This window comes from Rhodanobacter sp. UC4437_H4, from assembly GCF_052978425.1.
The window spans coordinates 3,230,137-3,256,685 of sequence record NZ_CM129673.1 but is presented as its reverse complement, the minus strand read 5'-3'; the positions used below and the strand labels follow the sequence as shown (position 1 = coordinate 3,256,685).

The following is a 26,549-nucleotide window of genomic DNA, read 5'->3' as shown; positions in this document are numbered from 1 at the left end:
GGAATCGGGAATAGGGAATAGGGAATGGAAAAGCCGGGATTGTCGCGAGTCAGGATGGGGAGCGGCTCTTGCCATTCCCTATTCCCTACTCCCTGTTCCCGGCCTCTTCCGGCGTCAAGGTCTTCAGTGCCAGCGCGTGGATCGCGCCGCCCATCAGCTCGCCCAGGGTGGCGTAAACCAGTCGGTGGCGCGCCAGCGGCAGCTTGCCGGCGAACTGGCTGGCGACGACGGTGGCTTCGAAATGCACGCCGTCGGCGCCGTCGACCTCGGCCCGGGCGCCGGGCAGGCCTGCTTCGATCATCGCCTGTATGCGGTTGGGGTCCATGGGCGTTCCATACGGAGTCGTGCCGGCGAAGCCATGGGTGGCGCGCGTGGCGGCACCATGGGGCAGGCAAAGACGTTAAAATGCGAATATGCCATGGTAATGGAATTCTTCTGGCACAGAAACGACGTCGGCGCCCTTCCCCCACTTGAGCTCACATGAACGCACGCATCGCCCCACCCGCGTCGAACGCACCGAGCCCCGACGCCATCATCCGCAGCGCCCGTACCGTGATCGCCACCGAGGCGACCGCGATCGCCGCGCTGGAGCAGCGCATCGGCGACGACTTCGCCGCCGCCTGCAGCCTGATCCTGGCCTGCAAGGGCCGCGTGGTGGTCAGTGGCATGGGCAAATCCGGCCACGTGGCGCGCAAGATCGCCGCCACCCTGGCTTCCACCGGCACCCCGGCGTTCTTCGTGCACCCGGGCGAAGCCAGCCACGGCGACCTGGGCATGATCCTGCCGCAGGACGTGGTGCTGGCGATCTCCTACTCGGGCGAGACTGACGAACTGCTGTTCATCCTGCCGGTCATCAAACGCCAGGGCATCCCGCTGATCGCGATCACCGGGCGCGCCACCTCCTCGCTGGCGCGCGAGGCCGAGGTACACCTGGATGGCAGCATCTCCAGCGAAGCCTGCCCGCTCGGGCTGGCGCCGACCACCAGCACCACGGTGGCGCTGGTGCTGGGCGACGCGCTGGCGATCGCGCTGCTGGAAGCGCGCGGCTTCACCGCCGACGATTTCGCCCGCTCGCACCCGGCCGGCGCGCTGGGCCGGCGCCTGCTGCTGCACATCAGCGACGTGATGCACAGCGGCGACGACGTGCCGCGGGTGTCGCCCGATGCCTCGCTCACCACCGCGCTGATGGAAATGACCCGCAAGCAACTGGGCATGACCGCCGTGGTGGATGCCGAGCAGCGCCTGCTGGGGGTGTTCACCGACGGTGACCTGCGCCGCGCGCTGGACGACGAGGAGGTCGACCTGCGCGGCGCCCGCGTCGCCGACCTGATGACCCGCGGCCCCAAGACGATCGGCGCCGAGCGCCTGGCCGCCGAGGCCGCGCAGCTGATGGAGAAGCACCAGATCCACGCGCTGCTGGTGGTCGACGACGAACAGCACGTCGTCGGCGCGCTGAACATTCACGATCTGCTTCGTGCGCGCGTGGTCTGATTTGCCTTGGCAAATCAGAAAATCAGGCAAGCTCGCGCTTTCGCTCTGAAACCCGAAATCACAATCGTGCCCAATCCCGTCTATCTCACCAATCTTCCGGCAGCGATCCTTGAGCGCGCGGCCCGCGTACGCCTGGCCGTGTTCGACGTCGACGGCACGCTCACCGACGGCCGCCTGTGGTACGGCGAGGACGGCCGCGAGACCAAGGTGTTCCACGTGCACGACGGGCTGGGCCTGAAACGGCTGCAGGCCTACGGCGTGCAGGTCGCACTGATCACCGCGCGGATCAGTCATCCGGTGGCGCTGCGCGCCGAGGAGCTGGACATCGCCCACGTCTACCAGGGCCAGGGCAACAAGCGTGCCTGCCTGAACGAATTGCTCGACGCGCTGCAATTGCAGCCCGCGCAGGTGGCCTACGTCGGCGACGACCTGCCCGATCTCGCACCGATGCGCGTGGCGGGCCTGGCCGTGGCGGTGGCCAATGCACACCCGTGGATCGCCGAGGCGGCGCACTGGCAGACGCGTGCGCCCGGCGGCGAAGGCGCGGCGCGCGAGGTGTGCGACCTGATCCTGCACGCGCAAGGCCACGGCGACGCCGAGCGGGAGCACTGGCAGTGAGCTTGCGCCAGTGGCTGCGCGACCGGCGCCTGCCGGCCGCCATCGTGCTGGTCGGCCTCGCCGCGGGCACCAGCCAGTTGCTGCTGTGGTGGCTGGGCCCGGCGCCGCGCGCGCGCGACTTCGTCGGCCCGCCGCGTTCGAGCTACACCTTGAGCGATGCCCGCGTCACCGAGTTCGGCGTCGACGGCAAGCCCAGCGTGTACCTGCAGGCGCCGCGGGTGGACCGGCGCGAAGGCGACGAGTCGCTGTATCTCGACTCGCCCACGTTCCAGATTCCTGCCGAACAGGCCGGCGTGCCGCCGTGGCGCGGCAAGTCGCGCTACGGCTGGGTCAACAAGCCGGGCACCGTGCTCAAGCTGCAGGGGCCGGTCGAGCTGCACCGGGATGCCTTCACCGACGCGCACGGCGTGGCCCGCCCCGATGCCGGCGTGAAGACCTCGGAAGTCACCGCGTGGCCGCGCGAAAACCGCCTGGAAACGGCCCAACCCGCCCAGCTCACGCAGGGCGACAGTAGAATGAACGGGGTCGGCATGCGCGCCAACCTCTCTGACAACCACCTGGAACTTCTCCATGACGTCCACGGCATCCTCTTTCCGCACCCACGGAATGCTCCGGCTCGCCCTGCTCGTGCTGGGGGCGCTGCTGCTGCAGCCCGCCCTGGCCAGGAAGGATGACCGCAGCCAGCCGATGCGGGTGGTGCATGCCGATTCGTTCAGCGGCTTCAATGCACCCAACAGCGTCACCACGCTCAACGGCCACGTCGAGCTGAGCCAGGGCACGCTGCGGATCACCGGCGACCTGGCCAAGATCTACGTCGACGGCAACCAGCAGCTGAGCCGCATCGTGGTCACCGGCAACGCCCACATCCAGCAACTGGACGATGCCGGCAACCTGATGTCCGGCGACGCGCGCACGCTGGACTACGACAACATCAAGGGCATCGCCACGCTCAAGGGCCAGGCCGCGGTGCACCAGCAGGGTCGCGGCGAAGCCCATGGCGACACCCTCACCTACAACACGCAGACCAGCGAGATGACCGGCAGCAGCGGCAACGACGGCATGGTGCACATGATTTTCCTGCCCAAGCCGCAGCCTGCTACCGCGCACTCCGCCACCATCCCTCCCGCCCCCGCGTCTTCCGCCGCGGCGCCGGTCGCCGCGGCCAGCAGCCCGGCGCCGCAGGGGCAACACTGACCCCATGCTCTCCGCCGAAGGTCTGCAGAAAAGCTTCAAGTCGCGCCAGGTCGTGCGCCATTTCGCGTTCTCCATCCGCGAGGGCGAAGTAGTCGGCCTGCTCGGCCCCAACGGCGCCGGCAAGACCACCTGCTTTTACATGGTGGTCGGCCTGATCGAGGCCGATGCCGGCACGATCACCCTGGACAAGCGCGACATCACCGGCCTGCCGATGCATGCACGCGCCAAGCTTGGCATCGGCTACCTGCCGCAGGAGGCGTCGGTGTTCCGCCGGCTCAGCGTGGCGGACAACATCATGGCGGTGCTGGAACTGCGCGAGGGGTTGACCTCGAAGCAGCGCGACAGCGAGCTGGAAAGCCTGCTCGACGAGCTGAAGATCGCCCACATCGCCGGCCAGAAGGGCATCAGCCTGTCCGGCGGCGAGCGGCGCCGCGTGGAAATCGCCCGCGCGCTGGCGGCCAATCCGCGCTACATGCTGCTGGACGAACCGTTCGCCGGCGTCGACCCGATCTCCGTGGGCGAGATCCAGCGCATCGTGCGCCACCTCAAGGAACGCGGCATCGGCGTGCTCATCACCGACCACAACGTGCGCGAAACCCTGGGCATCTGCGACCGCGCCTACATCCTGAACGAGGGCGAGGTGCTATCGCGCGGCACGCCGGCGCACATCCTGGCCGACGAAAAGGTCCGCGAGGTCTATCTGGGCCGCGAATTCCGGCTCTGAGCGAGGGCGTGACGGGCCGCGCTGGCCGCGTCTCCGGCCACGCGCTAGGATGGCCGCACGTTCCTTCGACCTGGCTGGCATGAAACCCGCATTACAGTTTCGCCTCCACCAGCAACTGACCCTGACGCCGCAACTGCAGCAGGCGATCCGCCTGTTGCAGCTGTCGCAGCTGGAGCTGGAAGCCGAACTGCGGCAGATCGCCGAGAGCAACCCGTTGCTGGAGTTTGCCGAGGAGGTCGAGGACGAGGAAACCGAAGGTCTCGACGACGCCGAGAGCAATTTCCAGCTCGCCGACAAGGCGCCCGAGAGCCACAGCGAGAACGATGAAGGCGCCATCGACTGGGCCGACGGCGGCGGCGTGGCGGAGTCGCCGATCGACTTCTCCAGCAACAGTCCCGGCAACGGCAGCGGTTCGCGCGGCGACGAGGATTTCGAGCCGCAGAACGCCGCCCCGGAAACCCTGCAGCAACACCTGACCTGGCAGCTCAACCTGGCCTCGTTCAACCCGCGCGAACACCTGATCGCCACCGTGCTGATCGACGCGCTCAATCCCGCCGGCTACCTGGCCGAGGGGATGGAAGCGGTGCTCGCCGCGCTGCCAGCCGGCTTCGACGCCAGCGTGGAGGAAGTGGAGGCGGTGCGTCGCCGGCTGCAGGGCTTCGACCCGGCCGGCGTCGGCAGCCTGGACCTGCGCGACTGCCTGCGCGTGCAACTGGAGCAATTCGACCTCGACACCCCGCATCGCAGCCTGGCGCTGCGCATCGTCGACAGCGAGCTGGAATTGCTGGCGCGCAACGACATCGCGCGACTGGCGCGGCGCCTGCATGCCACGCCCGACGACGTGGCCGAGGCCGCCGTATTGATCCGCAGCCTGGACCCGCGCCCCGGCGCGGCGCTGGACGCCACCCCGGTCGAGTACGTGGCGCCGGACGCCTATGCGATCCGCGACGGCATGCGCTGGCGGGTCAGCCTCAACCCCGATTCGCAGCCCCGGCTGGGCCTGAACCAGCACTACTGCGGCCTGATCGCCAAGGCCCGCGGCGAGGATGCCAGCTGGATGCGCGGCCAGCTGCAGGAGGCGCGCTGGCTGATCAAGAGCCTGGAATCGCGCGCCGAAACCCTGCTCAAGGTGGCCGAGGCGATCGTGCGCAGGCAAAGCGCCTTCCTCGACTACGGCCCGGAGGCGATGCATCCGCTGGTGCTGCGCGAGGTGGCCGAGGAGGTGGGCATGCACGAATCCACCATCTCGCGGGTCACCACGCGCAAATACCTGCACACGCCGCGCGGCACCTTCGAGCTGAAGTATTTTTTTTCCAGCGGCGTCTCCACGGAGGATGGCGGCAGCGCCTCGGCCACCGCGATCCAGGCCATGCTGCGCAAGCTCATCGAGGCGGAGAATCCGCGCAAGCCGCTGTCCGACCAGGCCATCGCCGAAGAATTGCAGGCCAAGGGCATACAGGTCGCCCGTCGCACCGTGGCCAAATACCGGGAGGGGCTGCGCATACCCACATCCAGCGAACGCCAGCGCGCCGGCTGACCCGCCGCGACGCGCGGAGGAAACGGGGAACTTGCTTGTCGCCAAAGTGTTCCCATGTCTTGTAGACGTTGTAGACGAGATGACTGAAAGACGTGCCAGGTCGAGCCGACCGCGGCACGTCCACCCGCCGCGAAACGCGGCACTGCACCACCAGAGGAGGCGCCTCCATGCAATTCCAACTCAGCGGCCAGCAGATTGAAGTCACCCCGGCGCTGCGCGACCACGCCACCGCCAAGCTCGACCGCCTCACCCGCCTCGACGACAAGCTGAAAAGCCTCGTGATCGTGCTCTCGCTGGACAAGCTCCAGCAGCGCGCCGACGGCACCCTGAGCGTGGTCGGCGGCACCCTGCACGCCGAAGCCACCGAGGCGGACATGTACGCCTCCATCGACGTGCTGTTCGACAAGCTGGTCGCGCAGTTGCGCAAGTACCGCGAGAAAGTCGCCGACAAGCATCAGCGCGAGGCGCGCGAGGAACGCCAGTACGGCTGATCCCTCCGCGTCGGTTCGACCATTCGCATGCAGCACGGCTCGCCGGTTCTCCGGCGGGCCGTTCTTGCCTCTGCACGCCGTGCAAGCCGCAAGCTGGCACAATGGTGGCGGTTCGGGCGGCCCACGTCGCCCATCACGCGACACAAGGGCCGCAGGCTTGGATCGGATCAGCGCGCGACAACTCTACGACGGCGTGCACGAGCGCATGGCGCTGCGCTGGGTGTCGGGCATGCGCGGCGAATCGCGGCTGCTGGAGCCGGGCGTGGCGCAGGCGCGGCGGCCGTCGCTGATCGGCTACCTCAACATCATCTACCCGAACAAGATCCAGATCATCGGCTCGGAGGAGCTCAACTACCTCGACGGGCTCGACTCGCGCCAGCGCTGGGAAGTGATGCACAAGATCGCCGCCTACCAGCCGGTGGCCCTGATCGTGACCAAGGATCAATCCGTTCCCGCCGACCTGCGCGAGGTCGCCGAGGAAACCGACATGCCGCTGTGGATCAGCCCCAAGCGCGGCCACGAGTTGCTGACCTACCTGCAATATCACCTGGCGCGCATGCTGGCGGCCAAGACCACGCTGCACGGCGTCTTTCTGGAAGTGTTCTCGATCGGCGTGCTGATCACCGGCGAGGCCGGCTCGGGCAAGAGCGAGCTAGCGCTGGAACTGATCAGCCGCGGCCATCGGCTGGTGGCCGACGACGCCACCGAGTTCACCCTGATCGCGCCGGACGTGATCGACGGCACCTGCCCCGAGCTGCTGCAGGACCTGCTCGAAGTGCGCGGCCTGGGCGTCCTCAACGTGCGCGAGATGTTCGGTCACATGTCGGTGAAGACTTCCAAGTACCTGCGCCTGGTGGTGCACCTGAAGCCGTTGCGCGACGGCGAGGAGGCCGATGCGCTCACCCGCCTCACCGGCGACATCGGCCATCGCCCGATCCTCGACGTGCAGGTGCCGATGATCACCATCCCGGTGGCGTCCGGCCGCAACATCGCGGTGCTGGTCGAAGCCGCGGTGCGCAGCCACGCGCTGAAGAGCAAGGGCATCGATCCGGCGCAGACCTTCATCGACCGCCAGGCGCACCAGCTGCGCCGACTGCCCCCGTGGTGAACGCATGAACGAGAACGAGCCGCCGCTGACCCCCTTCAACGCCCGCGAGGGAATCCACCTGATCGTGCTCACCGGCCTGTCCGGCGGCGGCAAGACGGTGGCGCTGCGCGCGCTGGAGGATCTGGAGTTCTACTGCGTCGACAACCTGCCCGGCAGCCTGCTGCCGCACTTGGTGCAGGCCGTGCTGCAGGATCGCAGCAGCCGGCGCCGGCGCATCGCGGTGGGCATGGACGTGCGCAATCGCGGCGAGGACTTCGCCCACCTGCCCCATGTGTTGTCCGAGCTGGCCGCCTCCGGGGTGGAGCCGCACCTGATCTTCCTCGACTGCCGCGACGAGGTGCTGATCAAGCGCTACTCGGAAACCCGCCGGCGCCACCCGCTGGCCTTGCGCGGCGTGTCGCTCGCCGATGCGATCGTCGAGGAGCGCCGCCTGCTGCGCCCGCTGATGGCGATCGCCGAGAAGGTGATCGATTCCAGCGACCTCAACGTGCACCAGCTGCGCCGGCTGGTCGCCACCGGCTACGCGCAGGCCACCGAGGGACTGACCCTGATGTTCCAGTCGTTCGCGTTCAAGCGCGGACTGCCACTGGATGCGGATTTCGTGTTCGATGCGCGCTGCCTGCCCAACCCGCACTGGCAACCGCATCTGCGGCCGTTGTCGGGCAAGGACGCGCCGGTGCGCGAATACCTCGACGCCGAGCCCATGGTGGGCGAGTACTTCGCCGACACCGCGAGCTGGCTCGACCGCTGGATTCCGCGCTTCGAACAGGACGACCGCAGCTACCTGACCGTCTCCATCGGCTGCACCGGCGGACGCCACCGCTCGGTCTATCTGGTGGAGAAGCTCGCCGCGCACTACCGCAGCCAGCGCGAAGGCGTGCTCACCTTCCACCGCGAGCTCGAATGATGATGCGCGCGAGCCACCCGGCGAGGCCAACCCCATGAGCGTCGGCGTGCTGCTGATGACCCACGAGGCGGTCGGCCACGCGCTGATCTCCGCCGCGCGCCACGTGATGCCGCAGCTGCCGCTGCGGGTGGCCGCGGTGGAAGTGCCGCCGGAGGCCGACCCGGAGGTCATGCGCTCGCTCACCGCCCACCACGCGCGCGAGCTGGACCAGGGCGGCGGCGTGCTGATCCTGGCCGACCTGTACGGCGCCACCCCGTGCAACATCGGCCTGTCGCTGGGCGCGCTCGGCGTGCACCTGCGCTGCGTGTCGGGGCTCAACCTGCCGATGCTGCTGCGCGTCCTCAACTACGCGGAGAAGCCGCTCGACGAACTGGCCGAAATCGCCGCCAGCGGCGGTCGCGGCGGCATCTTCATCGACCACGCCTGACACTGCCCATGCTCGAACAAGAAATCGTCGTCTCCAACAAGCTCGGCCTGCACGCCCGCGCCTCGGCCAAGCTGGTGCAACTGGTGCAGGGCTTCAAATCCACCGTCTGGCTGGTCAGCAAGGGCCGCGAGGTCAACGCACAAAGCATCATGGGCGTAATGATGCTCGCCGCCGGCATCGGCACGCCGCTGTCCGTGCGTGCCGACGGCCCCGACGAAGAAGCCGCTCTGGCGGCGGTGATCGCGCTGTTCGAGCGCAAGTTCGACGAGGGAGCCTGAGATGCAGGGAATCGGGAATAGGGAATCGGAAATGGTAAGAAGCGGAGTGCCCGCGAGCGCCCCGCTTCCCGCAAGCACCTTGCTTTCTGCTTTGCCTATTCCCTATTCCCTATTCCCTATTCCCGCGATTGGCCCCCAAGGCGGCCAATCGTGAGACACGTCCTCCCCGGCACGCTGGCGGCGCGCGGCATGGCGCTCGGACGGGCGCGGCTGGTGCAGCCGAGCCGCTACGCCGTCGACACCCGGCCACTGGACGAGGGCGAGGTCGAGGAGCAATTGCAGCTGCTGCACCGGGCGCTGGAGACCGCGCGGCAGGAACTGCGCGAGTTGCGCGGCAAGCTGCACGGCGCGCTGGCACGCGAGGTCAACGAGTTCATCGACGCGCACAGCCTGCTGCTGGACGATGCCGAACTGCTGCGCGGGCTGGACGACCTGGTGCGGGTCGGCCGCTACCGACCCGGCGCGGCGCTGAAAAAACAACGTGACCGCCTCGCCGCCGTGTTCGAGGCGATGGACGACCCCTACCTGCGCAGCCGCAAGGAGGACGTCGAGCAGGTGATCAACCGGGTGATCTCCGCGCTGCAGCGCCAGACCAGCCCGGAGGAACGCAAGCTGGCCGCCCGCGTCGGCGAGATCCTGATCGCCGACTCGATCGCCCCCGCCGACATGGCGCAACTGGCCGGCGCCGGGCTGCTCGGCGTCGTCGCCAGCTCCGGCAGCGCCTACTCGCACAGCGCGATCCTGGCGCGCAGCCTCGGCCTGCCGATGCTGGTGGGTACGCGCGACGCGCTGGCCGACATCCACGACGACGACCTGATCCTGCTCGACGCCGAGCGCGGCGAAACGGTGGTGCATCCCACCGCGCAGGACCTGTCGCGCTACCGCGCCTGGCAGCGCCAAGCCGCCGACGAAGGGCGCCGCCTGGCCAAGCTGGCCAACGCGCCCACGCGCACCCGCGACGGCGTCGAGATCGCCCTGCTGGCCAATGCCGAAACCCCCGCCGACGTGGCGATGGCACGCGCCCGCGGCGCGGACGGCGTGGGCCTCTATCGCACCGAGTTCCTGTTCCTGCGCAAGCGCGCGCTGCCCTCCGAGGACGAACAGTTCATCGCCTATCGCGACCTGGTGATGGGCATGGGCGGCCTGCCGGTGACGATCCGCACGCTGGATCTCGGCGCCGACAAGGCCGACGCCGCCGGACTGACGCTGCGCGGCGAGGACAACCCCGCGCTCGGCGTGCGCGGCGTGCGCCTGTCGTTGCGCTACCCGGCCGTGTTCACCACCCAGATCCGCGCGATCCTGCGCGCCGCGTGCTACGGCCCGGTGCGCGTGCTGGTGCCGATGGTGACCCAGCCGGACGAGCTGATCGCCGTGCGCACCCTGTTCAAGCTGGCGCGGCAGGAGCTCAAGCGCGAGAACATCGACCTGCCGGAGAAACTGCCGCTGGGCGCCATGATCGAAGTGCCCGCCGCGGCGATCAACGTGCGCGCGCTGCTGGAACACAGCGACTTCCTCGCCATCGGCACCAACGACCTGGCCCAGTACGTGCTCGCCGCCGACCGCGGCAACGATGCGCTGGACAACATCTACACCCCGCTGCAACCGGCCCTGCTGCGCCTGCTCTCGCACGTGATCGGCGCCGGCCGCCGCGCGAAGAAGCCGGTGAGCCTGTGCGGCGAGATCGCCGGCGACATCAGCTTCACCGCACTGCTGCTGATGCTCGGCCTCAACGAGTTCAGCATGCACCCAAGCCAGATCCTGCAGGTCCGCGACCGCCTCGCCGCGCTCGACCGCGCCCACCTGCGCCGCCACGCCGCGGCACTGCTGCGCGCACATACCCACGAGCAGGTGGCGGCCACGTTGAACACGATCCTCGGGAACGCCGCGCCCTGATGTCGGCGAATAATGGGAATGGACGTGGCTAATTGAATTCGTGCGTCGTATGGCACGGCGAGCTGCCTGCAGGGCTTAATTAGCCATGTCCCCTTTATTGGTAGCGGGCGACAAGATCGCCGTGATGATCACCGAGCACAAGGTCAATTATCAGACCGGTGCCGACGGCGTCAGCTATGTGTACGAGGGCGGCGCCTGGAAGCACACGCACTATCAACTGGACCCCGCTACCTCGGTACCGAACCCCTACGGCGCGGCATCGATGCAGGCGAGGGTGACGACGGCACCGGCCAAGCAGGTGGCGCAACTGGACTACCAGCGCATGACCGCGATCACCGCATTGGCGCTGGCCAATCCGGCCACGCAGGACACGCGGCTGATCGAGCTGGATGGCATCCGCTGGCACGCCACACGCACTGGCTGGGCGCAGACGGTGGAACTCCCCGGCCTGCCCAACAACAGCTTCGGCATTCCTGCTTTCACGACGGTGGACCGGCCTGCCGATGCGCAGACCGCCAAGGCGCTGGACCAGCTCGCCGCCAACCGCAAGTTCAACAACACGCACTACGCCGAGGCCGTGGCCAACGCCTACGTGATGGATTACTACGGCAAGGGCTGGAGCGAGACCGGTCCTCTGCCCGAGGTTGTTACCCAGGCTCTCGGGCTGGCCAGCGAGAAGCACATCACCGACCCGCAGACCGGGCACGCCTGGAACGCCGACGGCCACGGGCATTTCAGCAGGGAGGAAACGCGGCTGATCGGCAGGGTGGTGATCCACGAGACGCACGGGGCGAGCGGCGAGGAGCTGTCGCGACTCAGCCAGCTGCAACAGTCGGCCGTTCGCGCGAATGCGGACTACGGCAGACAGTTGATCGCGCAGAAGTACGAAGAGTGGCGGGCGACGCAGCTGCATGCGCCGATCGAGCGCGGCGCCATCGGACCCGATCATCATCCAGCTCCGGCCGAATCCGTGCCAACGTCTCCCGACCCGACATCCGCATCCGCACACACGGCGCCGCCGATCATGCCGGCAAGTTCCGATCGCGCCATGTTCGATGCGCTGGTCGCGGCCGCGCGCACGATGGACATCGACGCCATGCGTTCGATCGGCCAGCAATACCTGCAGTCGGAACAGGGGCAGGCGTGGCTGGCGGCGGGGCAACAACTCAACCAGCAGCTGGCGCTGCAGGCGGGACGGGAGGTGCAGGCGCAGCAGGCAGTGGCCATGCAGCGATGAGGAAGGAACCCATGCACCCGCACTTCCTCACGCTCCCTTTTTCCGTCCCCTTTTTTCGCGGGCCGTGCCCGCCCTACAGCTTCGCCAGGAACGCATCCAGCAGCGCGCCGCGGTATTTCTGCCGATGCAGCAGCAGGGAGAGTTTGCGGCGCAGGTCGAGGAAAGGCGTGCGCAGGGCATTGAGGTGACCGGCGGCGACGGCGTCGGTGATGGCCACGGCGGGGAGGCAGGCGATGCCGAGGCCGGCGACCACGACCTGCTTGATCGCCTCGATCTGGTCGAGTTCCAGCACGGTTTCGCCGGGCGGCAGTTGCGAGAGCACGCGTTCGCTGGTGGCGCGGGTGGCCGAGCCGGGTTCGCGCAGCACCCAGCGCGCGCCGGCGAAATCGGCCGGTTTCAGGCCGCGCTTGCGCGCCAGCGGATGGTCCGGCGGCGCGCAGACCACCAACAGGTCGTCGCGCCACGGGCGCACTTCGAGTTGAGGATGCGTCACCGGGCCTTCGACGCAGCCGATGTCCAGGCCGTGGTCGAGCATGGCGGCGGCGATCGTTTCGGTGTTGGCCACGCGCAGGCGGATCGCCACCTGCGGGTTGGCGCGCACGAAGGCGCCCAGTAGTTCACCGACGCGATAATTGCCCACCGTATTGCTGGCGCCGATGCGCAGCTCGCCGGCCAGCGCGGCACCCTCGGCGCGCGCGCGGCGGCCGAATTCGGCGTGGCGCTCCAGCAGTTCCTGCGCCAGCGGCAGCAGCTCGCGCCCGCGCGCGTTGAGGTGCAATCGGCCGCGCTGGCGATCGAACACCGGCGCGTCGAGTTGGCGCTCCATCTCGGCCAGCGCCATGCTGGCGGCGGGCTGGGTAAGGTGCAGGCGTTCGGCCGCCGCGCGCACGCTGCCGAGCACTGCGACCTGCACGAACACATCCAGTTGGCGCGGGCTGATGTTTACCATCAAGGCATCTTATACACGTAATCAGAAGTTCAAAGTTCTATTGATGGCTGGCCCACCCGACAATGGCGGCTTCCTGCGGAGTCCCCATGAACGCCTCCCCGATCGCTGCCGCCCCCAAACCCTCCCTGCGCAACCGCGCACCCGGCCTGGCGCTGGCCGTGGCGATCGGCGTGCTGGCGCTGCTGCTGGGACGCTGGGTGCCGCTGATCGGCGGGCCGGTGTTCGGCATCGTGCTGGGGATCATCGTGCGCAACGTGTTTGCGCCGGATGCGCGCTTCACGCCGGGCATCCAGTTCGGCGGCAAGCAGGTGCTGCAGTGGTCGATCATCGCGCTGGGCTTCGGACTCAGCCTGACCCAGGTGGCGAAGACCGGGCTGGAGTCGCTGTGGGTGACCCTGATCACGATGAGCGTGGCGTTTCTCAGCGCGTGGCTGCTGGGGCGCTGGCTGGGCGTGCACGACAAGCTGAAGATCCTGATCGGCGTGGGCACGGCGATCTGCGGCGGCTCGGCGATCGCCGCAGTGACGCCGATCATCAAGCCGGACGACCATGACACCGCGTTCGCGATCTCCACCATCTTCCTGTTCAACGTCATCGCGGTGCTGCTGTTTCCGCTGCTCGGCCACCTGCTGAACCTGTCGGATCTCGGTTTCGGCCTGTGGGCCGGCACCGCGATCAACGACACCTCGTCGGTGGTGGCCGCCGGCTACAGCTACAGCCATGCCGCCGGCGACTACGCCACCATCGTCAAGCTGACCCGCGCCACGCTGATCATCCCGATCTGCCTGGTGCTCGCCTTCGTGGTGGCGGCGCGCGAGAAGCGCCAGCACGCGCAGGCCGGCGACGGCGTCGGCTTCAGCCTGGCGCGCATCTTCCCGTGGTTCATCCTGTGGTTCGTGGTGGCCTCGGGCATCCGCACGCTGGGCCTGGTGCCGGTCGCGATCCAGCCGGCGCTGCACATGCTGGCCGAGTTCATGATCATCGTGGCGCTCACCGCGATCGGGCTCTCCGCCAACCTGCGCAAGATGGTTTCCAGCGGTGCGCGACCGATCCTGCTGGGGCTGGGCGTGTGGATCGCGGTGGCGGTGAGCAGCCTGCTGGTGCAGTTGCTGATCGGGCGGCTCTGACCGCAGCTGACCCGCGGAAGGTCTGCTTTTGCTCGTCATCCCGGCGAAGGCCGGGATCCAGCGCCTTCAAGTGATTGGACACAGAGGCACTGGATTCCTGCTTGCGCAGGAATGACGAACAAAAATCAGGTCGCTCAGACGCCGGCTAGCGCTTGTCCAGCGAATATTTCCCGGGCCCGGTGAGGCCGAGCAGGATCAGGCCGCCGACGATGCTGATGTTCTTGTAGAAGCTGATCATGCTCAGGTAGTGGGCCATGCCTTCCATGTTCCAGTAGCGGTGGCCGATCAGTGCCGCGGCCAGGGTGTACAGGCCCAGCGCGAACGCCAGCGGCCGGGTGTAGAAGCCGAGCACGATCAGGATGCCCACGACGAACTCCATCAGCACCGCGATCAGGGTCAGCAGCCCCGGTAGCGGCATGCCGGTGGAGGTCATGTAGGTGACGGTGGCGGTGAAGCCGGTGAGCTTGTCCAGCCCGAACTTCACGAACAGCACCATGAGCAGGATGCGGGCCAGCAGGATCAGCTCGTCTTTGCGATTCGCGAACAGGTCGTAGCGCATGGTTTCCTCCCTCGCCGTCGGCCTCATCAGCGCAGCGCACCTTCGCGCTGCGGACCAGGCTCGCCGCCGCACCGTGGCGAATGCGTGGACGCCATCCACGCGATGCCCGGCGAGGCCCTCGCGGTCATCCTACGCCATTCGATCGAGGTGTACACCGGTGCCGGGACGACCATGCGTGGCGCCGTGGCGCCCGGTCTTCCGGGCCGCTTTCCCCGCACGCGGGGAAAGCGGTCGCCGGCTTCATGCGGGCAATCAATGGGCGGGGGTGTAGGTCAACTCCGCGTCGCGCCGGTCGATGTGCGACGCGTTCATCTCGGTCACCTCACTGAGCGTCTTGCGGAGGTCCGTTGTCGCATCCTTGCCGTAGACCCCTTCGACCATCTTCCACAGGCTGGGGTCGGCGTCGGCGCCAAGTTCGGCCCAGCTGGGCGCATAGCTCACCACCATGAAGTCGGGCGCATCTGCACCGCCGTCGATGACCCGCACGAAACGGTAGGGGTAGGCCCATTTCGATTTCGCCGCCGCCGCGGCGATCTTCTTCGCCATGTCGACGAATGTCTTGTCGTGCATGTAGCCGTGCTTGAGCTTGAAGTAGGTGATCTCCATGAGGTCGCCCGACATCCCTTTCGGTGTCGTGTGGCTCATCTCGGCCTCCTCCTGGATGAACGCACTGGACTCGCTCTTGAGGTGCGGGTTCACCTGCTGCTGGAACGTCGCGTCGCAGGCTTTGCCCTGCGTGCGCATCGCGTCGAAATCCGCCCAGCTGACGGGGTCGGAGACGTACGAATAGGCGTAGACATCGCCGGTTTCATGGGTCAGTGCCGTCCAGGCGTATTTGAAGCCGTGCTCGCTCAGGCACTTGTTGTAGCTCTTGATGCCGGCGAGATAAGCCTGCTGGCTAGCCGGTGCCACGGTGTCGGTGTAGATGCGCGAGACCTTCGCGGGCGCGTCGGCCGCGGCTGCGCCGCCCATTGCCAACAGCAAACCCGCAGACAACACACTCAGTGCAATGCCTTTCATGAGTCCTCCCCGCAGGGTCGAAGACCCTGCCCGCATGGTGTCGGGTCACCGCCGCCACGCATGTGGCAGCGGCCCAACCGCGCGAGTATGCGCGCGCCATCCGGCCGCCGGCGGGCCCTCGGCAGAAAATAAATTCCGGGAAACGGGGGTCTCGCCGGGCGCTGCTGGCGCGGAACATGCTATGCGACGATGACCGCGCGATCGCGGGTGCTCGCCGCGGGAGCCTCAGGCCCGCCCCTGCTCCGCCAGGGTCAACGCCACCTTGTCGCGCAGGTACACCGGCAAGGCCTGCTCCGGCGCCAGCAGGTGACCGGCGCGGAACTCGCGCAGCGCCAGTTCGGCAACATGCGCGGCCTGCGGATAGCGCAGGCCGTCGGCCGAATGCAGCGCACCGCTGAGGCGCTGGCTGATCGTCGGCGCATACGTGGCCCAACCGCTGCCGACCACCTGCCAGGCGGCGGCCACGGGCAGCTCCAGGGTCTCGGCGGTGCAGATGCGCTCCTCGTCCAGCGCCAGCAGGCCGCCGTTGTCGTCGCGGCGATAGCTGGCGGCGTAGATCTCGCCCATGCGCGCGTCGATCACGGCGAGGATCGCGGTGCCCGCTTCTTCCGGCGCCTCCAGCGCCAGCGCGGCCAGCGAGGAAATGGTGACTACCGGCAAGTCCAGCGCCAACGCCATGCCCTGCGCCAGCGACACGCCCAGGCGCACGCCGGTGAACGCGCCGGGGCCGCGGCCCACCGCGATCGCGTCGAGCGCGTGGCGGCCGATGCCGGCTTCGGCCAGCAGCGCGTCGGCCATCGGCAGCACCAGCTCGGTGTGCCGGCGCGGCGCGATTTCGCTGCGGGCGATCAGTTCTTCGCCGTGGATCAGGGCGACGGAGCAGGCTTCGGTGGCGGTTTCGATCGCAAGCAGGTTCATGATCGCTCCATGATAGCGGCTGGCGACTCGCCCGACGCAGGGCCGCAGGCATACCAGTCGATGCGCCGGGTCAGGAACATCATCAGGCCGACCACCGCCAGCAACACCAGCGCGCCGACCAGCAGCGCGTATTGCTCGGCGGCGATCAACCCGTACAGCATCGCGTAGATCAGGCCGAGCACGCCGCCGAGCAACGCGCCGGCGCGCCGCGCGCGCAGCACCGCCATCGCATAGCCGCCCACCAGCAGCACCACCGCGGCGGCGGCCAGCGCATAGGCCGGGCCGAACCCGACCTGTTCGGACAACGCCAGCAGCACCACGTAGAACGTGGCCAGCGCCGCGCCGACCAACAGGTATTGCACCGGATGCACGCGCAGCCGCTTGAGCACCTCGAACAGGAAGAACGCCACGAAGGTCATCGCGATGAACAGCAGCCCGTATTTCCCCGCGCGCACGTTGCGCTGGTACACGTCGACCGGCTGGTAAAGCTGCACGCCGAAACTCGACGACGCCAGCGCGGCGTCGATGTGCTCGCGATCGGTCCAGTGCTGGCCGTAGCTGCGGTTGAGGTCGAGCAGATGCCAGCGTGCGCTGAATCCGGTGGCGTCGATCCTGTGTTCCAGCGGCAGCGCCGCGCCGATGAAGCTGGGATCGTTCCACGGCGCGTGCATCTTGACGTCGGTGCTGCGCGCCAGCGGCAGCCATTGCAACGCCTCGGTGCCGGCGAGCTTCAAGGTGATCTGCACGTCGACCGGCTGGGCGCCCAGCGCATCCAGGTCGATCGGCACCACCACGTTCGGCCACGGGCCGAGCCGCTCGGCGGAGGATTCGAAGCGTGCCGGCTGGCCGTTGATGCGCAGCTCGCTCACTTCCTGCAGGCCGCGCAGGTCGGCCAGCGCCAACCGCAGCTCGGCCTTGCCGGCCCGCCACGGCGCATCGCTGGCGCGGCGGAACTGGGCCAGATCCTGCGCGCGGAACTGCGCAGCCAGCTTCACCGTGGCCACGTACACCGGCGCGCTGTAGATGCCGTAGCTGCGTGTGTCCACGCTCATCGCCACGTCCATCGCCAGCGTGTCGGCCAGGATGCTTTCGCTGCCGGCCTGCCACTGCGGCGTGGTGGCACCCGCCGGCGTCACCTCGCGCAGCGTCGGCACCACCAGCAGCGGCCCGCCCAGCACCTGCTTGCCGCCCCAACCCTGCGCGATCTGCGTGATCGCCGTCGTGCGCAGCTGCTGGCGCTCACTGACCAGGCCACGCACTTGCAGCAGCGGTATCGTCATCAGCAACGCCAGCAACCCGACCCCCAGCACCTTGGCGGTCACTGTCTGTGTCCACTTGCCCATCGCATTCACTCCCCGTTGGCGGAGCGTCGATCACACCAGTGCGGGCGGCCTTGCAGCGGGCGACGGCGGGCGGGATGCGGGCCGAGTCATGGCATCGCGGGGGAGCCGGCAGCCACGATGGCGGCGCGCAACTGCCGATAGCCCTCGACCAGCCGTGGACCGGGCCGGCCAAGGTAGGCCTCGCTGATCGCATGGATGCGGTCGTGCTGCACTGCCGGCACCTCGGCCCAGTCCGGGCGCCCGCGCACCTTGTCGGCGCGGTAGTTCTCCACCTTCACGCCGCACCAGCTCATCACCACGATGTCGGGGCGCTCGGCCGCCGCGTCGGCATAGTGCAACGGCACGCTGCGGGCATCCACCTCGCCCCACGGGTTGATGCCGCCGGCAAGGTGGATGATGTCGTTCACCCACGACTGCCGGGCCACCGCGATCACCGGCTTGGGCCACCATTCCACCAGCACGCGCGGACGCGCGCCGGGCACCTCCGCCGCCGGCATCGCCGCACGCATCGACGCCACCAGCGAGGCGCCGCGTTCGACCACGCCCAACGCGGCGGCGATGCGCCGGATGTCGTCGTACACGTCATCCAGTGATTGCGGATCGCACACCAGGGTGGCCAGCCCCGCCGCATGCAGCTCGGCGACCACCTGCTCGTGCCCCGGCACGGTCAGCGAACTCAGCACCAGGTCCGGTTCCAGCGCCTGCACCGCCTCCACGTCCAGATCCAGATCGCGCCCGGTACTGGGCAACCGCGCCACCACGTCGGGCGGGTAATCGGAATCCGCATCCACGCCCACCAGCTGGTCGGCGCAGCCCAGCGCGCAGACGATCTCGGTGTTGGAGCAGGTGTGGGAGAAGATGCGCATCGGCATGCCGGCGTCGGGAACTGCCGCAGTGTGGCGCAATGCCTGCGTGCGAGCCAAGGCGTGCCTGCCGGCCGTGCTCAGCCCGGGCTTGCTTCCGGCAAGCCGAACGCAAACGAATCCATCGACAACACGCCGTAAGTCATGCCGCCTTCAACCAATCGCGACGCGTCCGCGCTGGTGCTTGCACCCACCGCCACCAACAGCGGCAAGTAATGCTCCTCGGTCGGATGCGCGCGCTCGCCGTGGGGCGCGCGGCGACGGTAATCGACCAGCGCATCAATATCACGCGCGGCCACTGCATCGCGAACCCAGTCGGCGAATTCCTGTGCGTATTCCGGATCGCGGATGTGCTGGCGGAATTCGTACAGGTTGTGGGTAAGGCTGCCGGAACCGACCACCAGCACGCCGCGCTCGCGCAGCGGCGCCAGCGCCTGGCCCAGTCGCAGGGCGCCGGCCGCATCGATACCCTGCGGCAGCGAAACCTGGAACACCGGCACGTCGGCGTCGGGGAACAGATAGCGCATCGGCACCCACGCGCCGTGGTCGAGGCCGCGACGTTCGTCGAGGGCCACTTCAAAACCCGCCGACGCGAGCAGGCGCGCAGCATCCTGCGCCAGCGCCGGTGTGCCCGGCGCGGGGTATTGCAGCTGATACAGCGGCTCGGGGAAGCCGCCGAAATCGTGGATGGTTTCCGGCGCGTCGCTGTTACCGATACGCACGCCTCGCGTCTGCCAATGTGGCGACACCACCAGCACGGCGGTAATGGCGGACAGCGACGCGCCGATGGCGCGCAGGTTCGGGCCCAACAGGCCCGGCTCCAGCGCGAACATCGGCGAACCGTGGGAGATGAAGAGCGAAGGGGCGGTGGTCATGGCAGCTCCTGCCTGGAAAGTCTGGAAGGCTTGAATCCCTTGCTCGTCATTCCCGCTTGCGCGGGAATGACGACGGATGTCCGGAAGCTCCATCGGGCAACAGGCGCAGCGCGCCTGCTGCTGGAGGATGCACGGGTCGATGCCGCAACTGTCACGCGTTGCGGCGCTTGTTCCACAAATGATCGAGGCTGAGCGTGCCGGCGCCGTGCGCGGCGACCATCAGGAAGCCGCCGGCCATCGCCACGTTCTTCCAGAAGTTGATTGACTGGGCGGCATCGTCGAAGTGGGCGTGGAACACGGCGGCACTGGCCAGCGCGAACGCGGCCATCGCCAGTGCGATCCAGCGGGTGAATGCACCGGTGAGGATGGACAGGCCACCGCCGAGTTCCAGCGCGATCACCAGCGGCAGCAGCGCCCCCGGCAAACCCGCGGATTCCATGTACTGCTGGGTGCCGGCGTAGGCGGCAATCTTGCCCCAGCCGGAAATGATGAAGATCAATGACAGGCCGATGCGGCCGAGCAGTGCGAGCGAAGCGTTCATGACGATTCCTTGGGTATGGGTGATGGAGCGGCTTGATGGGAGGTACTCTATTCGCCAAAGAAACGCCGATAAACTGGACATAGGTTGACTGACTGTTCCGAAAAACGAGACAAAAGGACCGGGCCGTGGACAAATTCCAGGAAATGGCCAGCTTCGTGGCCGTGGTGGAGGCCGGCAGCTTCGTCGGCGCTGCGGATGCGACCGGCCTGTCCAAGGCCGCGGTATCGCGCCATGTCGGCGAACTCGAACAACGTCTTGGTGCACGCCTGCTGCACCGGACCACGCGGCGGCTGTCGCTGACCGACGACGGCCAGCTGTTCTTCGCCCGGGCCAAGGAGATGCTGGCCGCGGTCGACGAGGCGGAATCGGAAATCAGTTCGCGCAGCGGCGAGCCCAGTGGACGGCTGCGCATCAATGCGCCGCTCAGTTTCGGCGTATTGCGTCTGGCCCCGCTGTGGCCGCACTTCGCGCAGCTCTACCCGAAGGTGTCGCTGGACATCGAACTCAGCGATCGCGTGGTGGATCTCGTCGAGGAGGGCTACGACCTGGCCGTGCGCATCACCAACCTGCCGAACTCGCAACTGGTCAGCCGGCAACTGGCGACGACCCGCATGGTCTGCTGCGCATCCCCGGCTTACCTGGCGCAACACGGCACGCCCACGCACCCCGCCGAGCTGGCGCAGCACGAAGTGATCTCCTACAGCTACTTCGCCGCCCGCGACGAGTGGACCTTCACCGCCCCCGACGACACCTCCGTCGTCGTGCGCACCCACGCGCGCATCCACGCCAACAACGGCGACACCTGCCGCGCCGCCGCGCTCGAGCACCAGGGCATCATCCTGCAACCAGACTTCATCATCGCCGACGACCTGCGCCGCGGCGACCTGGTCGAACTGCTGCCGACCTGGCGCGCGATGACGCTCGGCATCCACGCGGTGTATCCCTCGCGCAAGCATCTGCCGATCAAGACGCGAAGGCTGGTGGATTTTCTGGTGGAGGCGTTTGCGGTGCCGGGGTGGGATGTGTCGCGCTGATCGCCGCACAGAGCGATCAATCGCCTTCGGCAGTCGAAAGCTCTTGTTCCGCAAACCGGAGCAGCCGTGCAAGCAAAAGCATCGCGCGCAAGCGCGCTCCACAGCGATGTGCGTCGTGTGCCTCATTGCTTAGTCGCCTGACGACTGAAGTGCAATGCCTGCCTTCGCAGGCTAGACAGAGTGTGCTGAGGCGCGGGGAGCCGGCTCTCCTGAAAAGTGCGGGCCGCGATTGTGCTCTACCCGGGCTTCCCGTGCAGCGGCGACGGGACGACAGGCCATGCTCTTTTCCGGCAGCTACGCCTCAATTCCGTCGAAATCGACGGAATTCGATCCGCGGCGCTGCTCTGGCGTAGCAGGAGCAGCCTGATCTTCCAGCCGCTTTGGCGGACTCACACGATCCCCATGCGCATGTTGATGGGCCAGGTCACCGGCCGTCGTGTTTCCGGATCGCCCCAGAGCGCGGCCAGCTCCATGGAGAAGCGCTCGAGCACCTGGCCATGGCCTTCCTGCACGGCATGTTTCACCGCCGACCAGGTCGCGATGTAGCCCATGAGTTCGTCGAGCGACCAGGCTTTGCGTATCGCCATCGGCGGCGGCGGGAACTCCGCGAACGGAAAGTCGAGGTCGGCGTAGCCGCGGTCGACCAGCTGCCGTTGCGGCGGCCAGAAGCGACCGATGCCTTCGCGGTAGAAGCGCAGGAAGCAAGCATCCAGCGCCTCGTCCAGTTTCGGCACGCCGTAACTGACCAACGCCAGCAGGGCGCCGGGCCGGGCGATGCGCCGGACCTCGGCATGGAACGCGGGGACGTCGAACCAATGGGCGGCTTGCGCGGCAGTCACCAGGCTCGCGCTGCGATCGGGCACGGGCAGGTGTTCGGCGGGGGCCTGGGCATATCGCACGCGTTCGCTGGCTGGCGCATGCGCGATCTGGTCGGCGCTGGGGTCGAGGCCGAGCACGGCGTCGAAGTGCGCGCCGAGCTGCACCGTCAACTGACCGGTGCCACAGCCGACATCGACGGCGAAGCAGGTGTCGGGCGCGGCCTGCGCCAGGAAGGCAGCCAGTGCCGGAGGATACTCCGGGCGGAATCTGGCGTAGTTCTGTCCGCCGGCCTGGAACCAGTGGGCGGCGCGATCACCTCGTTCAACGGACATGCGTTTTCTTCCGGGTTCGTGCATGGGCCTCGGCGGGCGCTTCGCAAATCCACGCTGCTCCAGCGCCTGCACCACGTCGTCGAGCACGCGCCACCAAGGGTAAAGGGTTTGCGCTCCCCGCGCGGGTGACGCGCCACCCAGCGCATATCGAAACCGGGTCACCCCTGCCCCATGCGCCCGCGCCGTGCGGCGTCGCGGCGCAGGCGCGGCGCGCCCGCGCGGCATGCAAGGCCGTGGCACACGGCTTGCTCATCCATCGTCATGGCGGCATCGCGAATCCGATGCCGGCCATCGCCGTTCCGCGCGTCGCGATCGCACCGATGCCGCGGGACGGGCGCCACCACACACCTGTCTTCAGCCAAGGCTTCACGGAGATCACGATGGCCAGTCGCAACGAAAAGGAAAAACCGCTGGATCTGACAGTCACCTTTGTCGGACTCGATGATGGACAGCAGCCGCCGCGCTTTGCGGCGTACAAGGTGGACGTCAGCGGCCGCCCGATCAGGAAGCTGGGCAGTTACGACGGCAAGCTGTTGCGGCTGGACCCGGGGGAGGCCAGCGCGATCGCGTTCGGACCGGACGTCGAGGATTTCAGGACATTGCCGACGGACAGCCTGGCACGCTACCGCGTGGCGCAGCAGGTCGACCTGTGGCGCAAGCAGGGACTGGTGCTGGGGCCGGATATCTGGAACCGCTTCCACTTCCGTTTCCAGTGCGTCAGCGGCACCGTGAGCAAATGCCGGCCGTGGTTCTGGGACCTGCTCGACGATATCCGGCTGCAGCCGATGTATGCGCTGGCCCAGGTCGCGCGCATCAAGCCGATCACTGCGGAGCTGCGCCCGCATCTGCGCTTCCCGCTGCGTTGCGAGACACTGTGCGACGGCGTCGTGGAGGTCTACGAACGCGAATGCTGTTGCCGCTGGTTCCGCATCCCGGACCTGCTGGACCGGTTGCGCGAGATTCTCGCGGTGCTGCCGATACCGCTGCCGGACCCGATCCCCGACCCGATCCCCGGGCCGGACCCGGCGCCCTTCGACCCGCGCTCGCTGCGTGCCGCGGCGCGCGACATCCAGCAGCGCAAGGCGGCGTTCGATCTTGCCGCCACGCCACCGGAAAACCTGCACCAGGATTTCCTGGCGCTGCGTGCGATGCCGGAAGATGCGGCGCGCGAGTACGTGCTGGCGCGCCCGTACCTGTACCCGATCTTCTGCCACTGTTCGGTGCGCAAGGTCGGCGAGACGATGATCCAGCCCGGTGGCCGTTTCGACCTCTGCTACCTGCGCCCGCCGTTCCACCTGGCGCACGAGCATTGCGTCACGACCTACGCCTACCGCGTGCGGCAGATGATCAACGGCGCCTGGCACGTCGTCTACGACGGGCTGGCCGCACACCAGTATTTCGCCGCCGGCAGCACGGCGGACATCCACAGCTACGATCCGCAGGCGCGCGTCTGCGCCGACGGCCCGGGCGAGCCGCCGCCGAACGGCAACCTGCCGTTCGTGATGCTGGAGCACGTCGGCAGCTATGGCAGCTTCCACTTCAACTTCCCGGTGCAGACCGGGGTGTCGCAAGTCGGCGCGCTGGATGCCGACGACGGCACCTTCACCACCTCGTACGCGCCGGACTGCCCGTGGGGCGGCGGGCTGGGCCTGCGCCTGTGGTTCTCGCCGGAGCTGGAGCCGCTCGTGAAGTACTACCGCCTGAAGGTGTTTGCGCTGAGCGATGCCGGCACGCCGGTCGGTGCGCCGATCGTGCTGAACGACTCGGTCACCTGGGACAAGCTGGTGGACATTCCCGGCGACGTGGTGCGCGCACCGGAACTGCTGGGCCCGGCCACCGTCGGCGCGGAAAGCGACCTGTTCAAGGTGCCGTACTGGAGCTCTCCCGACCACCGCTACCTGAGCGGGCAGTTCCACCAGGGCTGGAACACGGCGCAAAGCCAGTTCCCCGACGGCAAGTACATGCTGGTCATCGAAGTGTTCGATGCCGCCGGCAACCGGGTGAAGCCGAACGGCGCAAGCGGGCCGGGCACGGCGCAACCGTTCGAATTCCGCCGCTGGATGTCCGCGGTGGATACCGACCCGGTGCCGTTCGCCGACGCGGCGCACGTGTTCTGGGTGGACAACACGCCGGTGGGCGGCGATATCGTCGACCTGCGCAAGAACGGCGTCGCCAACACCAGCCAGTGCCAGTTCATGACGGGCCCGGCGGCGAGCACCTTCGCCATCGGCTTCCGCGCCTACCACCTGCACGGCGTCGAGCACGCCGGCAACGGCGACGGCAATTCGTTCATGTGGCACTACGGCATCGGCTGGCAGCGAGGCCTGAACGGCAACAGCGGTGCGCTCGGCCCGGCACCGTCGGGCGGCAACAACCATACCGACGTCGGCGAGACCGGCGGCGCGGTGTCCTCCGGCAGCGAGACGTTCCAGACCATGCTGACCGACACCACGCAGGTGCCCAGCGTCGTGCTGAGCAAGTGCACCTTCAGCGTGACCCTGCACGTGTACGCCAAGCACTTCACCGGCAGCGGCCGCATCCAGGGTTACGACTATGCGGAGACGGCCTCGTTCGCACTGGAGATCACCAGCTGACGGCAGGCCAAATGGAGGCAACGGCATGGATGCCGCCGTTGTGGCTGCGCACCAGGTACTTGCGCGATATCGGCAAGCGCCTGGCGCGCAGCCTTCTTTTCGCTCCAGACGTCCGGCCCGCCACCCTTCGGGCCGGCTTTGCCATTTCGCGCCGCTGCCGCGGCGCGACGGCAACCTCTCCCGGCCATACCGGATAGAAGGCGACCCGGCCGCCCCTGCAGACGAAAACCCTTGCCTGCGGACCGCGAGCCTCGGCCTGGCAAGCACGGCCACGCTTTCGGCTATACCCTGCCCGGGCGTCGGGCGGCTTGAGCCGCCCGCGAGTTCCCAGGAGGCGCCGCGATGAGCCTGCAGCCGGAAGCACCCCGCCACGCCGCGGCGAAGACGCCATCCGCGCTGCGCCGGATTCCGGCCGGCATCTGGGCACTGGGCATGGTCTCCATGCTGATGGACACCTCCTCGGAGATGATCCACGCGCTGCTGCCGGTGTACCTGGTCGGCGCGCTTGGTGCCTCGGCGCTCGCGGTCGGCGTGATCGAGGGCATCGCCGAATCCACCGCGGCGATCACCAAGGTGTTCTCCGGCGCGCTGTCGGACTGGCTCGGCCGGCGCAAGCTGCTGGTGGCGATCGGCTACGGGCTGGCCGCGTGCACCAAGCCGGTCTTTCCGCTGGCGAGCACGCTCGGCTGGGTGGTCGCGGCGCGCTTCGTGGATCGTGTCGGCAAGGGTATTCGTGGCGCGCCGCGCGATGCGCTGATCGCCGACCTGGCACCGGCCGAGTTGCGTGGCGCCTCGTTCGGTCTGCGCCAGTCGCTCGACACCACCGGCGCGTTCCTCGGCCCGGGGCTGGCGATCGCGTTGATGTGGCTGACCGCCGACGACATCCCGCTGGTGTTCTGGTTCGCGGTGCTGCCAGGTTTTGCCGCGTTCGCGCTGGTGCTGTTCGGCGTGCACGACGCGCCGGGCGAGCGGGAAAGCAGACGGGCGCGCTCGCCGTTGTCGCGCGCAGAGCTGGCACGCCTGCCCGCGCTGTACTGGGGAGTGGTGACGATCGCCGCGGTGTTCACCCTGGCCCGTTTCAGCGAGGCCTTCCTGGTGCTGCGCGCGCAGGAGCTGGGGCTGGGACTGGTGCTGATCCCGCTGGTGCTGGTGGTGTTGAACGTGGTGTATGCGCTCTCGTCCTATCCGGTCGGCGTGCTGGCCGATCGTTTCGACCACGGCACGCTGCTCGCGCTGGGCGTGCTGGTGCTGGTTTTGGCGGATCTCGCGCTGGCCTTCGTCGGCGGGTTGGCGGGGCTGGCGCTGGGCGTGGCGTTGTGGGGACTGCACATGGGCATGACCCAGGGCCTGCTGGCGGCGATGGTTGCCGACGCCGCGCCGGCCGATCTGCGCGGCACGGCGTACGGCATGTTCAACCTGGTCGGCGGGCTGGCCCTGCTGGCAGCCAGCGTGGTGGCCGGCGCGCTGTGGGACGCGTTCGGCTCGCGCGCCACCTTCCTCGCCGGTGCCGGTTTTGCCGTGATGGCGTTGCTGGCGCTGGTGCCGGTGGCGCGGCAGGTGCACAGGCATCGCCCGGCATCGCACTGAGCGACGCGCCAGCAGCGGGGTCCCGCCTCATGGAAGCTGCACCCGGACGCTCAACGAGCGCCGCCGGACGGATGCTCCGCGGG

The 26,549-nt window shown here is 68.2% G+C and carries 27 protein-coding genes; 17 read left to right on the top strand and 10 right to left on the bottom strand.

The window, feature by feature from the left end:
* Positions 1–85: 85 nt before the first annotated feature.
* The gene (locus ACVCL3_RS14635) at positions 86–325 is read right to left on the bottom strand and encodes a BolA family protein (protein ID WP_395120024.1); all 240 of its coding nucleotides are present in this window, start codon (positions 323–325) and stop codon (positions 86–88) included.
* A gap of 155 nt (positions 326–480) precedes the next feature.
* Here ACVCL3_RS14635 and ACVCL3_RS14630 point away from each other — a divergent pair, with 155 nt between their 5' ends.
* The 13 genes from ACVCL3_RS14630 to ACVCL3_RS14570 all read left to right on the top strand — a co-directional run bounded on the left by ACVCL3_RS14630 (position 481) and on the right by ACVCL3_RS14570 (position 11,905).
* Positions 481–1,491 carry a KpsF/GutQ family sugar-phosphate isomerase gene (locus ACVCL3_RS14630; RefSeq protein ID WP_395120025.1) on the top strand — a complete coding sequence of 337 codons (1,011 nt, stop codon included), beginning with the start codon at positions 481–483 and terminating at the stop codon, positions 1,489–1,491.
* A gap of 66 nt (positions 1,492–1,557) precedes the next feature.
* The gene (locus ACVCL3_RS14625; RefSeq protein WP_395120026.1) at positions 1,558–2,109 is read left to right on the top strand and encodes a KdsC family phosphatase; all 552 of its coding nucleotides are present in this window, start codon (positions 1,558–1,560) and stop codon (positions 2,107–2,109) included.
* Entirely contained in the window at positions 2,106–2,783 is a 678-nt protein-coding gene (lptC, locus tag ACVCL3_RS14620) for an LPS export ABC transporter periplasmic protein LptC (protein WP_447099782.1), read from the top strand. Before ACVCL3_RS14625 ends, lptC begins: the two co-directional genes overlap by 4 nt.
* Positions 2,716–3,303 (top strand): lipopolysaccharide transport periplasmic protein LptA, encoded by a 588-nt coding sequence (gene lptA, locus ACVCL3_RS14615; RefSeq protein ID WP_447099781.1) that lies wholly within the window; start codon positions 2,716–2,718, stop codon positions 3,301–3,303. Before lptC ends, lptA begins: the two co-directional genes overlap by 68 nt.
* A 4-nt stretch (positions 3,304–3,307) precedes the next feature.
* The gene (gene lptB, locus ACVCL3_RS14610) at positions 3,308–4,027 is read left to right on the top strand and encodes an LPS export ABC transporter ATP-binding protein (protein WP_395120029.1); all 720 of its coding nucleotides are present in this window, start codon (positions 3,308–3,310) and stop codon (positions 4,025–4,027) included.
* A gap of 79 nt (positions 4,028–4,106) precedes the next feature.
* Positions 4,107–5,564, top strand: coding sequence for an RNA polymerase factor sigma-54 (locus tag ACVCL3_RS14605; RefSeq protein ID WP_447099780.1), 1,458 nt, complete (start codon positions 4,107–4,109; stop codon positions 5,562–5,564).
* Between the two features lie 167 nt (positions 5,565–5,731).
* On the top strand, positions 5,732–6,055 hold the full coding sequence (hpf, locus tag ACVCL3_RS14600; RefSeq protein ID WP_395120030.1) for a ribosome hibernation-promoting factor, HPF/YfiA family: 324 nt from the start codon (positions 5,732–5,734) through the stop codon (positions 6,053–6,055).
* A gap of 205 nt (positions 6,056–6,260) precedes the next feature.
* Positions 6,261–7,163: an HPr(Ser) kinase/phosphatase gene (gene hprK / locus ACVCL3_RS14595; protein WP_447099588.1), complete on the top strand. Its 903-nt coding sequence runs from the start codon at positions 6,261–6,263 to the stop codon at positions 7,161–7,163.
* Between the two features lie 4 nt (positions 7,164–7,167).
* Positions 7,168–8,070: an RNase adapter RapZ gene (gene rapZ, locus ACVCL3_RS14590; RefSeq protein ID WP_447098207.1), complete on the top strand. Its 903-nt coding sequence runs from the start codon at positions 7,168–7,170 to the stop codon at positions 8,068–8,070.
* Positions 8,071–8,104: 34 nt separating this feature from the next.
* Complete coding sequence (locus ACVCL3_RS14585; protein WP_395120033.1) at positions 8,105–8,497, top strand: PTS sugar transporter subunit IIA; 393 nt, start codon at positions 8,105–8,107, stop codon at positions 8,495–8,497.
* 8 nt (positions 8,498–8,505) lie between these two features.
* Positions 8,506–8,775: an HPr family phosphocarrier protein gene (locus ACVCL3_RS14580; RefSeq protein ID WP_447098206.1), complete on the top strand. Its 270-nt coding sequence runs from the start codon at positions 8,506–8,508 to the stop codon at positions 8,773–8,775.
* 150 nt (positions 8,776–8,925) lie between these two features.
* Entirely contained in the window at positions 8,926–10,668 is a 1,743-nt protein-coding gene (gene ptsP, locus ACVCL3_RS14575; RefSeq protein WP_447099779.1) for a phosphoenolpyruvate--protein phosphotransferase, read from the top strand.
* An 85-nt stretch (positions 10,669–10,753) separates the two neighbouring features.
* Positions 10,754–11,905, top strand: coding sequence for a hypothetical protein (locus tag ACVCL3_RS14570; protein WP_447099778.1), 1,152 nt, complete (start codon positions 10,754–10,756; stop codon positions 11,903–11,905).
* A gap of 73 nt (positions 11,906–11,978) precedes the next feature.
* Here the strand turns inward: ACVCL3_RS14570 and ACVCL3_RS14565 are convergent, their stop codons facing one another.
* On the bottom strand, positions 11,979–12,854 hold the full coding sequence (locus ACVCL3_RS14565) for a LysR substrate-binding domain-containing protein (protein WP_447099777.1): 876 nt from the start codon (positions 12,852–12,854) through the stop codon (positions 11,979–11,981).
* Positions 12,855–12,940: 86 nt separating this feature from the next.
* On the opposite strand from ACVCL3_RS14565, the gene ACVCL3_RS14560 reads away from it, so the two are divergent.
* Positions 12,941–13,981, top strand: coding sequence for a YeiH family protein (locus ACVCL3_RS14560; protein WP_447099776.1), 1,041 nt, complete (start codon positions 12,941–12,943; stop codon positions 13,979–13,981).
* Positions 13,982–14,126: 145 nt separating this feature from the next.
* Here the strand turns inward: ACVCL3_RS14560 and ACVCL3_RS14555 are convergent, their stop codons facing one another.
* The 7 genes from ACVCL3_RS14555 to ACVCL3_RS14525 form a co-directional block, all read right to left on the bottom strand.
* On the bottom strand, positions 14,127–14,540 hold the full coding sequence (locus ACVCL3_RS14555; protein ID WP_447099775.1) for a DoxX family protein: 414 nt from the start codon (positions 14,538–14,540) through the stop codon (positions 14,127–14,129).
* A gap of 252 nt (positions 14,541–14,792) precedes the next feature.
* Positions 14,793–15,560 carry a hypothetical protein gene (locus ACVCL3_RS14550; RefSeq protein ID WP_447099774.1) on the bottom strand — a complete coding sequence of 256 codons (768 nt, stop codon included), beginning with the start codon at positions 15,558–15,560 and terminating at the stop codon, positions 14,793–14,795.
* Positions 15,561–15,785: 225 nt separating this feature from the next.
* Entirely contained in the window at positions 15,786–16,478 is a 693-nt protein-coding gene (gene tsaB, locus ACVCL3_RS14545; RefSeq protein ID WP_395120046.1) for a tRNA (adenosine(37)-N6)-threonylcarbamoyltransferase complex dimerization subunit type 1 TsaB, read from the bottom strand.
* Positions 16,475–17,821 carry a cell envelope integrity protein CreD gene (creD, locus tag ACVCL3_RS14540; RefSeq protein WP_395120047.1) on the bottom strand — a complete coding sequence of 449 codons (1,347 nt, stop codon included), beginning with the start codon at positions 17,819–17,821 and terminating at the stop codon, positions 16,475–16,477. Before creD ends, tsaB begins: the two co-directional genes overlap by 4 nt.
* A gap of 86 nt (positions 17,822–17,907) precedes the next feature.
* Positions 17,908–18,687, bottom strand: a complete 780-nt coding sequence (locus tag ACVCL3_RS14535; protein ID WP_447099773.1) for an ABC transporter substrate-binding protein — start codon at positions 18,685–18,687, stop codon at positions 17,908–17,910.
* A 77-nt stretch (positions 18,688–18,764) separates the two neighbouring features.
* Positions 18,765–19,559: a dioxygenase family protein gene (locus ACVCL3_RS14530; protein ID WP_447101536.1), complete on the bottom strand. Its 795-nt coding sequence runs from the start codon at positions 19,557–19,559 to the stop codon at positions 18,765–18,767.
* Positions 19,560–19,710: 151 nt separating this feature from the next.
* The gene (locus ACVCL3_RS14525) at positions 19,711–20,100 is read right to left on the bottom strand and encodes a DoxX family protein (RefSeq protein ID WP_447099772.1); all 390 of its coding nucleotides are present in this window, start codon (positions 20,098–20,100) and stop codon (positions 19,711–19,713) included.
* 125 nt (positions 20,101–20,225) lie between these two features.
* On the opposite strand from ACVCL3_RS14525, the gene ACVCL3_RS14520 reads away from it, so the two are divergent.
* On the top strand, positions 20,226–21,134 hold the full coding sequence (locus tag ACVCL3_RS14520; protein WP_447099771.1) for a LysR family transcriptional regulator: 909 nt from the start codon (positions 20,226–20,228) through the stop codon (positions 21,132–21,134).
* A 389-nt stretch (positions 21,135–21,523) separates the two neighbouring features.
* Here ACVCL3_RS14520 and ACVCL3_RS14515 read toward each other — a convergent pair whose 3' ends face one another.
* Complete coding sequence (locus ACVCL3_RS14515) at positions 21,524–22,360, bottom strand: class I SAM-dependent methyltransferase (RefSeq protein WP_447099770.1); 837 nt, start codon at positions 22,358–22,360, stop codon at positions 21,524–21,526.
* A gap of 305 nt (positions 22,361–22,665) precedes the next feature.
* Here ACVCL3_RS14515 and ACVCL3_RS14510 point away from each other — a divergent pair, with 305 nt between their 5' ends.
* A complete protein-coding gene (locus ACVCL3_RS14510) occupies positions 22,666–24,879 on the top strand; it encodes a hypothetical protein (protein ID WP_447099769.1) in 2,214 nt (737 codons plus the stop codon).
* A gap of 342 nt (positions 24,880–25,221) precedes the next feature.
* Entirely contained in the window at positions 25,222–26,466 is a 1,245-nt protein-coding gene (locus ACVCL3_RS14505) for an MFS transporter (RefSeq protein ID WP_447099768.1), read from the top strand.
* Positions 26,467–26,549: the final 83 nt, after the last annotated feature.